At 54.5% G+C, this 14,745-nt stretch carries 12 protein-coding genes; 8 read left to right on the top strand and 4 right to left on the bottom strand.

From position 1 onward, the window contains the following. Nucleotides 1–75: 75 nt before the first annotated feature. The gene (locus ABYA77_RS09785) at nt 76–1,299 is read right to left on the bottom strand and encodes a diguanylate cyclase (protein WP_372965777.1); all 1,224 of its coding nucleotides are present in this window, start codon (nt 1,297–1,299) and stop codon (nt 76–78) included. Nucleotides 1,300–1,434: 135 nt separating this feature from the next. Here ABYA77_RS09785 and ABYA77_RS09780 point away from each other — a divergent pair, with 135 nt between their 5' ends. Genes ABYA77_RS09780 through ybaK form a run of 4 tightly spaced genes read left to right on the top strand, consistent with a single transcriptional unit; the run spans nt 1,435 to nt 5,098 of the window. Further along, on the top strand, nt 1,435–1,818 hold the full coding sequence (locus ABYA77_RS09780; RefSeq protein WP_372965776.1) for a cytochrome c5 family protein: 384 nt from the start codon (nt 1,435–1,437) through the stop codon (nt 1,816–1,818). Nucleotides 1,819–1,829: 11 nt separating this feature from the next. Continuing rightward, a complete protein-coding gene (locus tag ABYA77_RS09775; protein ID WP_372965775.1) occupies nt 1,830–3,248 on the top strand; it encodes a D-arabinono-1,4-lactone oxidase in 1,419 nt (472 codons plus the stop codon). A gap of 8 nt (nt 3,249–3,256) precedes the next feature. After that, the gene (locus tag ABYA77_RS09770) at nt 3,257–4,561 is read left to right on the top strand and encodes a DSD1 family PLP-dependent enzyme (protein WP_372965774.1); all 1,305 of its coding nucleotides are present in this window, start codon (nt 3,257–3,259) and stop codon (nt 4,559–4,561) included. Nucleotides 4,562–4,618: 57 nt separating this feature from the next. Next, entirely contained in the window at nt 4,619–5,098 is a 480-nt protein-coding gene (ybaK, locus tag ABYA77_RS09765) for a Cys-tRNA(Pro) deacylase (RefSeq protein ID WP_372965773.1), read from the top strand. Between the two features lie 110 nt (nt 5,099–5,208). On the opposite strand, the gene ABYA77_RS09760 is transcribed toward ybaK, so the two are convergent. The 3 genes from ABYA77_RS09760 to ABYA77_RS09750 all read right to left on the bottom strand — a co-directional run bounded on the left by ABYA77_RS09760 (nt 5,209) and on the right by ABYA77_RS09750 (nt 10,118). Further along, the gene (locus ABYA77_RS09760) at nt 5,209–7,452 is read right to left on the bottom strand and encodes an NADP-dependent isocitrate dehydrogenase (RefSeq protein WP_372965772.1); all 2,244 of its coding nucleotides are present in this window, start codon (nt 7,450–7,452) and stop codon (nt 5,209–5,211) included. A 286-nt stretch (nt 7,453–7,738) separates the two neighbouring features. Beyond that, nucleotides 7,739–9,727: an acetoacetate--CoA ligase gene (locus ABYA77_RS09755; protein WP_372965771.1), complete on the bottom strand. Its 1,989-nt coding sequence runs from the start codon at nt 9,725–9,727 to the stop codon at nt 7,739–7,741. 31 nt (nt 9,728–9,758) lie between these two features. Continuing rightward, complete coding sequence (locus ABYA77_RS09750; RefSeq protein WP_372965770.1) at nt 9,759–10,118, bottom strand: DUF6164 family protein; 360 nt, start codon at nt 10,116–10,118, stop codon at nt 9,759–9,761. 83 nt (nt 10,119–10,201) lie between these two features. Here ABYA77_RS09750 and ABYA77_RS09745 point away from each other — a divergent pair, with 83 nt between their 5' ends. Genes ABYA77_RS09745 through ABYA77_RS09730 form a run of 4 tightly spaced genes read left to right on the top strand, consistent with a single transcriptional unit; the run spans nt 10,202 to nt 14,682 of the window. Beyond that, the gene (locus ABYA77_RS09745; protein ID WP_372965769.1) at nt 10,202–11,614 is read left to right on the top strand and encodes a DUF2868 domain-containing protein; all 1,413 of its coding nucleotides are present in this window, start codon (nt 10,202–10,204) and stop codon (nt 11,612–11,614) included. Next, on the top strand, nt 11,611–13,041 hold the full coding sequence (locus ABYA77_RS09740; RefSeq protein ID WP_372965768.1) for a GTPase/DUF3482 domain-containing protein: 1,431 nt from the start codon (nt 11,611–11,613) through the stop codon (nt 13,039–13,041). Before ABYA77_RS09745 ends, ABYA77_RS09740 begins: the two co-directional genes overlap by 4 nt. Nucleotides 13,042–13,091: 50 nt before the next feature. After that, a complete protein-coding gene (locus ABYA77_RS09735) occupies nt 13,092–13,487 on the top strand; it encodes an ectoine synthase (RefSeq protein WP_114335060.1) in 396 nt (131 codons plus the stop codon). A gap of 10 nt (nt 13,488–13,497) precedes the next feature. After that, on the top strand, nt 13,498–14,682 hold the full coding sequence (locus tag ABYA77_RS09730; protein ID WP_372965800.1) for a CynX/NimT family MFS transporter: 1,185 nt from the start codon (nt 13,498–13,500) through the stop codon (nt 14,680–14,682). Nucleotides 14,683–14,745 lie beyond the last annotated feature (63 nt).

Genomic DNA, 14,745 nt, shown 5'->3' with positions numbered 1-14,745 from the left:
ACTAACGCCTTTTATAGTTGTCATTGTTCGATGTTGCCCTCTTTGGGGCACTGTTTTCGGCCGGGCACCCCGGCCTCATGTCGTTTCATTATGTACCCGCATCGCCGGCGGCGCTATGGCCACACAGTCCCGGCCTTGCTTTTTGGCCTGATACATCGCCTTATCCGCCGCAGCTGACAGTGTGCCAAGGCTGGTACCATGGATCGGATAAACTGAAACCCCAATGCTGACCGTTACCGGCACCTTGTGCCCGGATTCAAGCTGCACTGGCTTGTGGCGTACTTTCTTGCGCAATCGCTCAGCGGTTTCTAAAGCTTCTTTTTCACCCATCTCAGGCAGTACAACCACGAATTCCTCACCACCAAAACGGCCTACCGAGTCCACACTTCTAACGCTTGACTCCAGAATCCTGCTGACTGAGCATAAAACAAGATCGCCGGCCGCATGCCCCCAATTATCATTAATATTTTTAAAATGATCGAAGTCTATCCACAAAATGGCCAGTGGGCGCTGATAGCGCTGCGCCCTGACTAACTCTTCCTCGAGTACCCTGTTCAGTTCGCGGCGATTCAGCAGCCCCGTGAGAGAATCTCTCGTGGCCATTTTTTCCAGTTCCTGTTCCAGTTTTTTACGGTCGGAGATATCCAGAACAATCCCTTCAAGCACCGTGGAGCCATCATCCTCCTTCAGACCACAACCACGCGCCCAGACCCAAACCTTCCGTCCATCTTTTCGGGTTATAGGGTACTCCACAGAAAAATGGGCCCCAGTCTGAGCCGTTCCGGAAATTTCCCGAGCGACCTCGCCACGCTTAGCTTCAACGATTAGATCAATAAAACTGACAACGCCGCGATCAACCAGCTCTTCCGGGCTATAGCCCGTGAGCTGCTCACAGCCAGCAGACGCAAAGAGTAGGGTGCCCACGCCATCATCCCGGCAACGGAAAGCCATTCCTGGCAGGTTATCCATCAACACCGTTAACTGCCTTTCGCGGTGTCGTAATTCCCGGCGCTGACGAGCCTGCAATGACAGCAACATTCGATCTTTGCTGAGCTGACGGAACACCACAATAAACAGTGTAAAGCCAGTCACAACAACAAACAGAAAGCCTTTCCAGGTTTGTATCTCCGATAACGTGCGGGTATCCGGAAACCAGGCTTCCACAGCCTGGTCGGAAAAGCTAATCCAGGCCAGGCCTGCCACCAAATACACTAGAACAACCCACAACGATCTCCGCAGAGGGCCATGATGTTTACGCAACCGATTAAACCCCCCGTCTTCGGGTGGGAGATGTTCCATGAATTATTCCTTTCTAATGTATTGCACTCCTATAGCAAAAATAGCCAGTGACCAGCGTGGCGTCGAGTCAGACTTGCATTTTTTGAGCACTTAACCAAAACTAAACGTGACACTCAATTACGTTTAACAATAATTATGTTCTCAAAATTCTTCTCCAAACAGTGCCTGTCCGCGCTCTTCGCGCTGGCTACCGCCTGCGCCACCAGCGCATGCACCGACACATCTCAGCCTTCACAAACCATCGTTAATTATGCGCAATCTGCCGTTCCGGATGACGCTCAGGTAGCGGAGGTCTATCAACGCTCCTGCATGGCCTGCCACAGCCGTGGCGCCTCCGACGCACCACTCACCGGTCACAGTGCTGCCTGGCAGCCCCGGTTGGCGCAGGGCATGGAGACCCTGGTAAACAATGTAGTTTCTGGCAAGGGCGGTATGCCGCCTTATGGCCTGTGCATGGACTGCAACGCCAGCGAATTTCAAACGTTGATCACCTTCATGGCAACACCCGCTAAACCTTAGGAGCAGCTTTCATGGAACGACGGCATTTTCTGAACTTATTGGTGGGTACCGCCATTGCCAGCCAAACAGGCTGGCCCAGCCTTAGCCATGCTCAAACAGCTTCTGGCACCAACAATCCGGCTACGACACCCGCCCAGCTGACCTGGAGAAACTGGTCCGGCTGTCAAAGCTCTACTCCAAGCCACCGGTTAGCCCCATCGAGTATCAGCGAACTGCAGGAAATAGTGGCGAACCCAGGCCATAAAAATTCCAGACTCCGCCCGGTTGGCTCTGGGCATTCATTCTCTCCGCTGGTTCCGACCAACGACATTCTGGTCTCATTGGCCCGGCTCAACGGCATCCTCAGCCACGATGACTCTCGGTGCCGCGCGCGAATAGCAACCGGCACGCTACTCGGCCAGCTGGGCCGACCGCTTGAGAGTGTTAATCAAGCGTTGTTCAACATGCCGGATATTGACCAGCAATCACTGGGCGGGCTACTCGCCACCGCCACCCACGGTACCGGAGCAACGCTGATGAGCTTATCAGGCTACATTGAAGGGCTGACGCTGGTGACCGCCCAAGGAGAGGTCATTCAATGCAGCCGTGACCATAATCCGGATATTTTCCAGGCAGCAAGGGTGAGCCTTGGCAGCCTGGGCTTCGTAACCGATGTAATACTGCAGAACAGCAGGCCTTACCGGCTGAGAAAGACGACCGAATGGCTCGCCATCGATGACATTCTTACGACCGCCGACACGATGGCCGGTAAACACCGGAATTACGAATTCTATTACATTCCCTTTTCAGGAATGGGCTTCACCAGCATTCACGACATCACGAATGAACCGGCTTCTGAAACCCCGGCGATAGACCAGAACGATGGCGCGCGGGATCTTCAACAAGCACGGGATTACCTGTCATGGTCACCACGCTTGCGCCGCCTGATTCTGGGCAGCTACATGCGAACCCTCAGCACCGAGGTGAAGGTTGCGTCATCCTGGCAGAACTACACCAGCGACCGGAATGTACGCTTCAATGAAATGGAGTACCACCTGCCACGAGAGAACTGGCAGGTCGCTTTCCGGAAAGTCATGGAACTCATCGAAACAAAATTCCCAGAGGTGTTCTTCCCCGTTGAAGTCCGGTTTGTGAAAGGCGATGACGCCTGGCTCAGCCCTTTCTATCGGCGGGATTCTGTCTCTATTGCCGTACACCGTTTCTTCGAGGACGACTACACCGCTTTATTTACTGCAGTGGAACCCATTCTGCGACACTACGGCGGTCGGCCGCACTGGGGCAAGCTGAATACGCTCACGGCAAATGACTTTCAGGCGTTATACCCGAAATGGCAAGAATTCTGTGAAGTGCGAGAGCATCTGGACCCGAATGGCCGTTTTCTTAACCCATATCTGGCCCAGTTATTCACCCGTTCGAAAGCAACGGTATAGGCGCTACCATGACTCACAGTACTGCGTTTCTGAAACAACGACGCCGGTTACTTCTGACCGGTGTGGCTGCAGGCGGTCTGGGCGTTGCTGGCTGGCTTAAACCCGAAGCGGAACAAGCGGGACACTCCAGCTATTTTCTGAACCTGCAGCGGGCTCTGGATAAGAGGGGGCTGGCCAAGCCCACCCTGGTGATAGACCGGAAAAGGCTGGACCACAATATTCAGGTGCTAACGAAGCATATCAACGGCGAGTATTCCTATCGGGTTGTGGTGAAATCACTGCCGTCTTTATCTCTGCTGCAGCGAGTAATGGCGGGTACCGGCACACAAAAACTGATGCTGTTCCATCAACCACATCTCAACCTCATTGCCCACACCATGCCAGAATCCGACATTCTTCTCGGCAAACCCTTTCCCGTTGCGGCCGCTGCCCACTTCTATCGGGAACACGGAGCTGGCCTTACAGGTTTCAGGCCCGAACGCCAACTTCAGTGGCTGGTTGACTCCGAGGCTCGACTGTCTAAATACGACAATCTGGCCGCACAACTGAAGCAACCGATGCGGGTAAATCTTGAAATTGATATTGGCCTCCATCGCGGTGGCTTTGCCAGCAACGAAGGAGTTGCTCGCGCCCTGACCGCAATTGAACAATCGCCGTGGCTAAGCTTCAGTGGATTTATGGGTTACGAGCCCCACATTATGAAGGCACCAGGCCCATCTGGATGGCTACGTGACCAGGCCATGGCCCGCTATCAGCAACTTGTCGATACAGCAGAAAGGACACTGGGGCGCAACATTTCGGATTTAACACTGAACACCGGCGGTTCCACGACTTACCAACTCTATCGAGGTATGAGCGCAAGTGTTCCTGCTAATGAGCTGTCCGCAGGGTCGGGGCTGGTTATGCCCTCAGATTTTGACCTGCCCACTCTTTCGGATCACCAGCAAGCAACCTTCATTGCCGCCCCCGTGCTGAAACTTCTGAACAATACTCAAATTCCCGGCGCACCCGGACTGGGTAAGCTGCAATCCCTCTGGAACCCGAACCACAGTCGCACGGCTTTTATTTATGGCGGCTATTGGAAAGCTAGCCTGGTCTCCCCTCCGGGGCTGGTGAATAACCGCATATACGGACGATCCAGCAATCAGGAGATGCTGAACCTTGCCCGCGATGTTGCTCTTAATCCCGGTGACTGGGTGTTCCTTCGCCCGCATCAAAGCGAGTCGGTGTTATTGCAATTCGGCGACCTTGCGGTCTTTGACAGCAGTCTGGGAGAGATTTCAGCACTCTGGCCGGTATTCCGTCAGGGATGAACTGAGACTCCAGGCATGCTTTAATTCGGCCACCCCGTTAAGGCAACAGGAACTCTAATGACGCCCGGAATTCTCGCCGCAAAAAAAGCAAAAGTCAGCTACACCGTCCATGAATACGAGCACGACCCCTCTGCTGAAAGCTATGGTAACGAGGCTGCGGAAAAAATGGGGGTAAATCCAAACCAGGTATTTAAAACCCTGGTAGTCGCCATTGACGGCAAAGAACTCGCGGTTGCCGTGGTACCCGTCACGGCGATGCTCAGCCTCAAGCTGCTTGCCAAAGCCGCAGGTGCAAAGAAAGCTGCCATGGCAGACAAGCAGGAGGTTCAGCGGAGCACCGGCTATGTACTGGGTGGTGTCAGTCCTTTAGGCCAGAAGAAACGCTTGAAAACCTTTATCGATGCTTCAGCCGGACAGTTCGATACCGTTTTTGTCAGTGCTGGCAAACGTGGCCTTGAGATCGAACTTGCGCCCGCAGATCTGGCACGCTTGACTGGTGCCCGTTTCACATCACTACAACTCAGCAACTCCGGCTGATACAAGCAACGGAAACCAGGCAAATACTTAAAAATAAAAACCCCGGAAAGTCAAAGACTTGCCGGGGTTTTGGTGCAGAGCCGGGGGTTAGCCCGGCCTGCAACCAAGCTTCAGTTCACCGATGCCTGAGCTTCGCTCAGAATCCGGTTGAAGGTAGCACTCGGCCGCATGACCGCAGATACCTTCTCGGCAGGCGCAAAATAATAACCGCCAATATCCACTGGATGGCCTTGAACCTGAGTCATCTCATCCAGAATTTTCTCTTTATTGTCTTCCAGTTGCTTCGACAATTTAGAGAAGAATTCTTTCAGTTCTTTATCACTGTCTTGCTTAGCCAGCTCTTCTGCCCAGTAACAAGCCAGGTGGAAGTGAGAACCACGGTTATCCAGCTCTCCGGTAACACGGGAAGGAGACTGATTGTTCTCCAGCAGACGCTCAGTCGCTTTGTCCAGAGTCTGGCCCAGCAAACGAGCGCGAGCGTTATTATGCTTCTCGCCCAATTCGTCCAGGGAGACCGCCGTCGCCAGGAATTCACCCAGTGAATCCCAGCGCAGATGGTTTTCCTGAACCAGCTGCTGAACGTGCTTCGGTGCAGAACCGCCAGCGCCGGTCTCGTAAAGACCACCACCGTTAAGCAGAGGTACGATAGACAGCATCTTGGCACTGGTGCCCAGCTCCAGAATCGGGAACAGGTCAGTCAGGTAGTCACGCAGTACGTTGCCGGTTACAGAAATGGTATCCAGGCCACGAATCAGGCGTTCCATGGTCCAGCGAATAGCGCGAACCGGAGACATGATACGGATATCCAGACCTTCAGTGTCGTGGTCTTTCAGGTATGTGTTTACCTTCTTGATAAGCTGAGCATCGTGAGCACGCTCATCATCCAGCCAGAAAACAGCAGGCATGCCACTGGCACGGGCACGTTTAACCGCCAGCTTGACCCAGTCGCGAATGGGGAGATCTTTGGTCTGACAAGCCCGCCAGATATCGCCTTCTTCCACATTGTGCTCGGTCAGTACGGTGCCGTCTTCAGCAACGATACGCACGATGCCATCTTCTTTGATTTCAAACGTTTTATCGTGGGAGCCGTACTCTTCGGCTTTCTGTGCCATCAGACCAACGTTCGGCACCGTACCCATGGTTGTGGGATCAAATGCACCGTGGGTTTTGCAGAAGTTGATCACTTCCTGATAGATGGTGGCGTAGGTGGACTCAGGCATAACCGCCTTGGTGTCCTTCAGCTTACCATCACGGGCCCACATTTTGCCGGAGTTACGAATCATGGCCGGCATAGAGGCGTCAACGATCACGTCACTTGGTACGTGCAGGTTGGTGATACCTTTAACGGAATCAACCATGGCGATTTCCGGGCGGTGCTCGTATGTTTTATGCAGAGCTTCCTGGATTTCTTCCTGCTTGGACTCCGGCAACTGCTTGATTTTTTCCGTAACGGACGACAGGCCATTGTTCGGATTTACACCAATCTCGTCAAACAGGTCGCCATACTGATCAAACAGTTCTTTATAGAAAATCTTCACCGCGTGACCAAACACGATCGGGTGGGAGATTTTCATCATGGTCGCTTTGACGTGCAGAGAGAACATCACGCCGGTCTTTTCACAATCGGCGATAGTATCTTCAAAGAATTTGCAGAGCGCTTTTTTGCTCATGAACATGCCGTCGACTACTTCGCCTTCCAGCAGTGGCAGATCGGCTTTCAGTACGGTTTGCTCACCCTTTTTATTCTCGAACACGATGCGGGCATTAGTGGCCTTGTCCAGGGTAACGGACTGCTCGCTGGAATAGAAATCGCCGCCATGCATATGGGCAACGTGGGTGCGGGAAGCCGGGCTCCATTCCCCCATGCTATGGGGGAATTTTCGAGCAAACGCTTTAACCGCAGCCGGTGCACGACGATCAGAGTTACCTTCCCGAAGCACAGGGTTTACGGCACTACCCAGCACTTTGGAATAACGTGCATGAGCATCTTTTTCTTCGTCAGTCTCAGGGCTTTCTTTGTATTCCGGAACCTTGTAGCCCTTCTCGTTCAGCTCTTTGATGGCGGCTCGCAACTGAGGGATGGACGCAGAGACGTTCGGGAGCTTAATGATGTTGGCGTCAGGATCTTTGGTGTATTCACCCAGTTCGGCCAGAGCATCCGGTACTCGTTGGTTTTCTTCCAGGTAATCCGGAAAGGTCGCCAGAATACGCGCCGCCAGGGAGATATCACTGGTTTCGAACTCGATTCCAGCCGGCTTGGCAAAGGTTTCCAGGATAGGAAGCAGTGACCGGGTTGCGAGGGCGGGAGCCTCGTCGGTCAGCGTGTAGACAATCTTGGATTTAGATGTTGTCATTTTCGTCCTCAGGCTAAAGGGTGGGTTCAGGACGGTCATGGCTGGGTCGGGCGTCTTGTGAACGTCCGATCGGAGCAATGACTGATTCGGAACTTTTGATAGACCTACTAAGATAGCATTTTTTGGCCTTTTTGGATTACGATCTTAGTATAAGAACGTACGAATAATGCGTGATCTTCAATTACAGGCCCATGAAACATCGGGAATTTACGAAACTTTCTAACATTTCATTTGGTTTCGAAAAATCCCGGTGAAGACTCCGTGCGAGCAGATCCCCTGCAAATCATTATCCGGGCAACAAATCTTCTGCTATCAACCGCTCCCGAATCTGGTCTAATGCCTCCGGGTTGCCTAAAGCATCCCGGTTGTCTGCTTTCGTCGACCCGTTGATCAGCCTGGCCACAGCCAGCTCTACTTTTTTTCCACTCCGGGTGTAGGGGATGTCAGGCACTTCGACGATGTGTTTTGGCACATGCCGGGGGCTGGCACCTTGCCGGATTCTGGTTTTCATTGTGTTGATCAGGTCGCGGGTAACCGTTTGGCCGGCTGCCGGAACAATGAACAGTACAACTTCTACATCGCCATCGATCTGGCGGCCGACAACCAGACTGTCTTTGACTTCAGCAATGGTTTCCACCTGACGGTAGATTTCGGCGGTGCCGATTCTTACGCCGCCGGGGTTAAGCGTCGCGTCGGAGCGGCCGTAGATAATGGCGCCACCGTGTTCAGTGAATTCAATAAAATCGCCGTGAGCCCATACGCCGGGGAAGGTGTTGAAGTAGGCATCCTGATAGCGTTCATTGTCAGGATCTTGCCAGAAGCTGACGGGCATGGATGGCAGAGGTTGGCGGCAGACGAGTTCGCCCCGGCCCTGTTTGACCGGTTCGCCATCGTTGCCATAAGCCACGGCATCGACGCCGAGGAGACGGCACTGTATTTCACCCCGGCGTACTGGCAACAGGGGCGTGGAGCCAACGAAACAGCCACAGATGTCGGTACCGCCCGCAATGGAACCAAGCAGAGCCTTAGGTGCGCCCTCGGTGTACATCCAGTCGTAGTCTTCCGGCAGCAACGGGGAGCCCGTGGAAAACACCATTCTAAGATGGCTCTGATCCAGTGTTTTAGCAGGTATAAGTTCCGCTTTCCGACAACCGGCGATGAATCGGGCACTGGTGCCAAAATGGGTCACTTTTTCCCTGGCGACAGTGTCCCAGAGGAAATTGAGGTCAGGATATCCGGGAGAGCCGTCCACGGTAATCACGGCCGCGCCTGTCATCAACGCGGAGGCCTGCCAGTTCCACATCATCCAGCCGCAGGTAGTGAAGTAAAGGAAGCAATCTTCCGGACCTAAATCACCGTGTAATATGAGTTCCTTGGCATGGTTAACCAGGAGACCTGCAGTTCCATGGACAATGCATTTGGGTTTCCCGGTCGTACCAGAGGAATAGAGGATGTAAACCGGGTGATCCGGGTCAACCGGAGTATATGACGGAGCCTGGCCTTTGCCTGCTTCCAGCGCTTGCTCCCAGGTAGTCACGCGCTCGCCCGGAACCGGCGCTTCGCCGGGCAATTGCTGGACGCTGACAACCACTTTTAGTGACGGCAAACTTTCAATGAGCCCGGCAAAATCGTTCTGGCGCGGGAATACTTTGCCCCCGTACCCATAACCGTTCACCACAATCAGTGCTGAAGGCTCTATCTGGCCAAAACGGTCGTTGATGGCACCCATGCCAAAATCCGGGGAAGCGGAGCTCCAGATGGCTCCCATGCTGGTCGCCGCAAGCATACCGACAAGGGCTTCATAGCCATTGGTGACAACACCCGCTACGCGATCGCCTTTCTGAACACCTTGACTATGCAGGAAGACTTCAAGTGCGCCTGCATCAGCTTTCAGTTCGCCATAGGTTTTTCTTAACACCGGGCGGGTTTCGCAGTAAGCAACCACCGCTTCTTTATCCGCGTGATCACCTTCCGCCAGCCGAAGCAGGTTGGCAGCAAAGTTGAGTTTCATACCGGGAAACCACTCAGTACCGGGCATGCTCCGCTTACCCAATACCTTGTCTGCCGGAATGGCACTCACAAGGCCACAATAATCCCAGACTTTCTGCCAGAAGGTATCGAGCTCAGTGATCGACCACTGATGCAGTCCATGATAGTCCGCAAAAGGTCCGATCCCCTGTTGTTCAAGCCAGGTTTTAAACTGGCCCATTCGGGACTCTGTCAGATTGGACTCTGTCGGGGCCCAGACCACCGGCGACTGTTCTGTATTGCTCATCGGTTTCTCCGGTTTATCTTATTGTTAGTTATCAGCCCAGGCGTACAAAGGGCAACAGGGTGAAGCCTAAAATAACAGTGATAGCCACCACAGCTGCCAAAAAAGCCACCGGTCGGGAGCGAAACTGGTACCACCATCCCGTTTCACCACGCTCACAGCGGGCTTGATACTCCAACCGCTGGCTTTCACGGCGGCGAGCCTGATAGTCGTTCAGCAAAGATCTTGCCCGGGCAGCTTCATCATCAGCATGGACCCAAAAGCCTCCCATACTGATCCCCCAGCGGCTGGGCGGAGTCTCGTAATAGTGCACGTCATGCTCTTCGAACAGAGCGCGGATATCATCCGCTTCATCATCCGGCACATTACGCAGGTTCATCAAGTGGTGGGGCATAAGGCTTCCCGGCTGGCTTCATTAGCGTTATTGGCTATATCCTAGCAGGAAAGCAAATCCGATCGAATTCATCAGGACACTGCATGAGCCACAACCCCCTTTGTCTACTGCTGGACTTTGATGACCGCTGCCAGCGGGACAGGGATCAATCCCCTGCGTTTCTTCACCGCCGTGATCGACGCTTCGCTTTGGATTGTGAACGTCAGGGCATCAACCCGGAACCTGATCGCTGGCTGGATCACATGGAACGGCTTAGCGGCCCTGGAGGTGCATGCCAACGCGGCCGACGGGTTCAACACAAGTGGCGGCGCATCAATAGCGGCTTTGCTGCAGTCGGAGCAGTATCCGGCATTCTCACCATGGCCGGCCTGCTGTTCTACGATGGCGGCCAACGCATCAACATTACCGTTCTACTAGCCTTCGTACTGCTACAACTGTTACTAGCTCTGGTCACTACCGTTCAGTCAATAGCTGGATGGCAACCCTGGCGCTGGGTTTTACGACGCCTGAACAAACAAACACCGGGCGCGACTCTGGCCCAGCTACAACCCATTCTGATGGCCCGAGCAGCCCACACTGGCGGCACATTGTTTGCCACGACCGGCTTATTGACCCTGCTGGTGCTTCTGGTTATTCAGGACCTGGCTTTTGGCTGGAGCACGACCCTGGATACCGCAGCTCTAGGTTATCATCGCATGATTCAAGTCGTGGCTATCCCATGGGGCCAACTCTGGCCGACCGCGGTTCCATCACAAGAGCTGGTTGAAGCCACCCGTTTCTTCCGAACCTCGCCCGGCAGTGCAGGCACCGCACCTGAACAATGGGGCCTGTGGTGGCCTTTTGTCGTCATGCTTTGGGTAACCTGGGTACTGATTCCCCGAATATTGCTGCTTGCACTCAGCCAATGGCTGGTTGGCCGCAAAGCCCGCCAGCTTCTGCGGCGCCACCCGGGCATGCAAGCTTTGGCCTACCGCATGGAAACACCCACGCTGGATACCGGCAACCAACACAACGATGCGGATGACTTGCCAGACACAAGCATCCATACCAAACCCGGGGAACTTCCTGAGGCTCAGCATATTATCTGCTGGGCCGGGGCGGGCGAACCAGAATTACCACAGCAGCTACTTATGCAAAACAGCCAGATACTGAAAGCCGGAGGGCGCGCCTCGCTAGCCGATGACGATCAAGTCCTGGCCACTCTGGCCAAAAAACTGACTGGCGAAAACTCACCCTCCGTCGTTCTGGTTACCCGGAGCTGGGAGCCACCTACCGGTGAATTGCATGATTTTCTGGATCAGGCCCGGGAGCGCTGGCCGACAGGAACCCGTCTTATGATTTTGCCACTGGCGGCCGACGCCAATCAGGCTCCGGACCAGCGTTTGATTCAGCCCTGGCTGAGATTTACCGAAAGGCTTCCTGACGGCTTTGCCACCATTGCATTACTGCCCGCATCACCCGACAACCCCTATCAAAGCGGAGCCGCGATATCATGAGCCAGCCACCGGTATTCGCCGTTGTCGGCCATCCAAACAAGGGTAAATCCAGTGTTGTCGCGACGCTGTCCCAGAACGATGCCATCGCCATTGCTCTGGAGCCAGGCACCACCCGCGCGAGCCAGTCATACCCGCTGACCGTCGACGGCCGACAACTCTATACGCTGGTGGACACACCAGGATTCCAACGGCCCAGACGGGTGCTACAATGGCTGGAAGCCCACAGTCTGTCTGCCTCAGACCACCCTGACACCGTGCGCGCCTTTGTGTTGCAACATAAAGGGGATGACCGATATGTTGATGAAACCGAGCTGCTCACCCCCATCATCGACGGTGCTGGTATCATTTACGTCGTTGACGGTTCCGTGCCTTACAGTACAGAGCATGAAGCGGAAATGACCATCCTGCGCTGGACCGGGCGCCCAAGTCTGGCACTGATCAACAGCATAGGCCCGGACGATTACAGCGATATCTGGCAATCAGCGCTAGGGCAGTTTTTCCAGGTTGTACGAAAATTTGACGCAGTTCGCGCACCATTTGAACAACATCTCAGCCTGTTACGAACATTTGGCCAACTTGAACCAGATTGGGAACAACCTCTGTATCAGGCCACCAAACTACTGCTGGAACAGCGCGTTCAACGTCAACGCCAAGCTGCTGCCGTCATTGCCCGGGCACTGGAAGACCTGATGAGCTATCAGGAAAGGCGCACCCTGACACTGGATCAGGTTGCCAGCACCAGTGAAGCCACACTGGCAGAAACCCTGCGAGATCGCTGGTACAAACGACAACGTCAGCGGGAACAAACTTTGCGGCTGGATATTGAGCACCTGTATCAACACCAACGCATAAAGCGTCAGGAAGCGGAGCTGGAATGGGCCAACCAACACGACCTGTTTTCTGAGGACACTCGAAAACACTGGGCCGTAAGCAAGAAATATCTGGCCACTGCAGGGTTCGGAGCCGGAGCCGTGGGCGGAGCCGGGGTTGATGCCCTCACTCTGGGTTCGTCACTGGGTGCCGGTGCACTTGTAGGGGGCTTGCTTGGTGCAGCAGGCAGCTATTTTTACGGTGATCGTCTGCTACTTCCCGCACTCAATATCGGGCCATTGAAAGATGGCCTGAAATCCGCCAGCTTTGGTCCGGTACAAGACAGTCAATTCGGCTATGTGATTCTCGGTCGGGCAGTGGATCATTGGTGGCACATCAGCCACCGAAACCACGCTGGCCGGGATTTGCTGGAACTGGAACCGGCCAGTCATCACTGGCTGGAGCAGTTGGACAAAGCCAGTCGGCGAGAGATACAACGGGCCTTCGAGCGCTGCCGAAAACAACGAACGCTAAGCCACGCCCAGAAGCTCAGTTTCGCAGTGGCCATCGAAAAAGCAATGTCAGCTTATGACGACTGGCGGTTGAATCGCGAGTGACGGGCATGTTTATACTGTATGGCTATTCCATCACGCAATGAGGAATGCCAATGAAAATCGTACGTGTACAAGACATTATCGGAACCGAGCGCGAAGTTACCGGCCCGGGCTGGACCAGCCGCCGCATGCTGCTGAAAAAAGACGGCATGGGCTTCTCCTTCCACGAAACCATTATTCCAGCCGGCGCCGAACTGAACCTGTGGTACAAGCACCACCTGGAAGCGGTTTACTGCGTAGCCGGTAATGGCACCATTACTGACAAAGCCACCGGTGAAACTCACGAAATCACTGACGGTACACTGTACGCACTCGATCAACATGACCAGCACACCCTGCGTGGTGGCACCGAAGACATGCGCCTGATCTGTGCTTTCAACCCACCAGTGACCGGTCAGGAAGTACACGACGAAGATGGCGCGTACCTGCCAGACACCAGCGAAGACTGATTCGTTAGCCGTGGCAACCCATTACGCCGCTAACACACCGCCACCGCCAGCCAGACTGCTGCCGGTGGCGGTGTTACTTTGGCTATCCGGGGTTTATCTGCGCATCCCGGTATTGGTTGCACCGCCCCTTGCGCCATACATCAGTGACGAACTCGGCCTGACTCAAGCTCTTACCGGCGCGCTCACAACGTTACCTATTCTGATGCTTGCTGTTGGTGCCATGCCCGGTTCTTTGGCCATTTCCCGCATCGGCCCTCGCAATACGCTGGTTCTGGCTATGCTGATCATGGTGATCGGCTCCGCTGGCCGTGGTTTGGTACCCGATACCCTGACACTGATGATCGCCAGTGCGGTGATGGGCTTTGGGGTCGCCATGATGCAGCCGGCCCTACCGGCGTTATTGCCTCGCTGGCTGGAGCCCCACCACCTGGCAATTGGCTCCGCGATCTACATGAACGGCATGCTGATGGGTGAATTTATCGGCGCAGGCATCACACTGCCGATCCTCATGCCGTTGCTGGAAAACAGCTGGCGGGCCACCTTATTGGCCTGGTCCCTACCGGCATTACTGGTAGCTGCAGCCCTGTTCCTTCCGAAACGGGATCTGGCCCGCCCCGTGCGCAGAACAGCCTGGCTACCAGACTGGAAAAATCCACTCACCGTGCAAATTGGTCTGCTTCTGGGGCTGTCCGGATCTACTTTCTTTGGCCTTAATGCCTACATGGGCAACCTGCTGGAGCAGCAGGGGCATTTCGATAAACTTTCCGATGCCTTATTCTGGTACAACATTGTGCAGGTCTTTGCCTCACTGCTCATGCTGAAAATGGCCCGCCCGTGGGTAGGCCGTCGAAGTGTGATTGTCGTTATGGCCATTCTGAGCATTCTTGGTCTCAGCGGTACCCTGATCTTTGCCGGCTGGCCGGCCATCATCAGCGCAACCATCACGAGTTTCTTTGCAGGTATTCTTCTGATCCTGCTGGTTGCGCTGCCGCCACTGCTGGTGCCTTCAGAAGAAACCGGCCGACTCTCCGCCAGCACCTTTTTGGTGGGCTACACATTGGCTTTTTCCGTGCCTATGTTAGGAGGCGTGCTGGCTGACTGGACCGGTGATATCCGCCATGCGGTTCTGGTGATGCTCGGCTACTGCCTACTGGTGCTCCCCATCGCCTTCCGGTTGAACCTAGAACGATCCTGACCCAGCTCCACGTCAGAGGTAATAATCTTTAAGCGGAGGAAACCCATTGAACTCAACAGCACT

Origin of the sequence: Marinobacter sp. (assembly GCF_041595835.1) — a bacterium.
Taxonomy (GTDB): domain Bacteria; phylum Pseudomonadota; class Gammaproteobacteria; order Pseudomonadales; family Oleiphilaceae; genus Marinobacter.
This window is presented reverse-complemented; position numbering and strand designations above follow the sequence as displayed.

Bases quoted from the DNA above. Each gene is read 5' to 3' on its own strand.
- ABYA77_RS09785 (WP_372965777.1), bottom strand. From the start codon at position 1,299: ATGGAACATCTCCCACCCGAAGACGGGGGGTTTAATCGGTTGCGTAAA.
- ABYA77_RS09780 (WP_372965776.1), top strand. From the start codon at position 1,435: ATGTTCTCAAAATTCTTCTCCAAACAGTGCCTGTCCGCGCTCTTCGCG.
- ABYA77_RS09775 (WP_372965775.1), top strand. From the start codon at position 1,830: ATGGAACGACGGCATTTTCTGAACTTATTGGTGGGTACCGCCATTGCC.
- ABYA77_RS09770 (WP_372965774.1), top strand. From the start codon at position 3,257: ATGACTCACAGTACTGCGTTTCTGAAACAACGACGCCGGTTACTTCTG.
- ybaK (WP_372965773.1), top strand. From the start codon at position 4,619: ATGACGCCCGGAATTCTCGCCGCAAAAAAAGCAAAAGTCAGCTACACC.
- ABYA77_RS09760 (WP_372965772.1), bottom strand. From the start codon at position 7,452: ATGACAACATCTAAATCCAAGATTGTCTACACGCTGACCGACGAGGCT.
- ABYA77_RS09755 (WP_372965771.1), bottom strand. From the start codon at position 9,727: ATGAGCAATACAGAACAGTCGCCGGTGGTCTGGGCCCCGACAGAGTCC.
- ABYA77_RS09750 (WP_372965770.1), bottom strand. From the start codon at position 10,118: ATGCCCCACCACTTGATGAACCTGCGTAATGTGCCGGATGATGAAGCG.
- ABYA77_RS09745 (WP_372965769.1), top strand. From the start codon at position 10,202: ATGAGCCACAACCCCCTTTGTCTACTGCTGGACTTTGATGACCGCTGC.
- ABYA77_RS09740 (WP_372965768.1), top strand. From the start codon at position 11,611: ATGAGCCAGCCACCGGTATTCGCCGTTGTCGGCCATCCAAACAAGGGT.
- ABYA77_RS09735 (WP_114335060.1), top strand. From the start codon at position 13,092: ATGAAAATCGTACGTGTACAAGACATTATCGGAACCGAGCGCGAAGTT.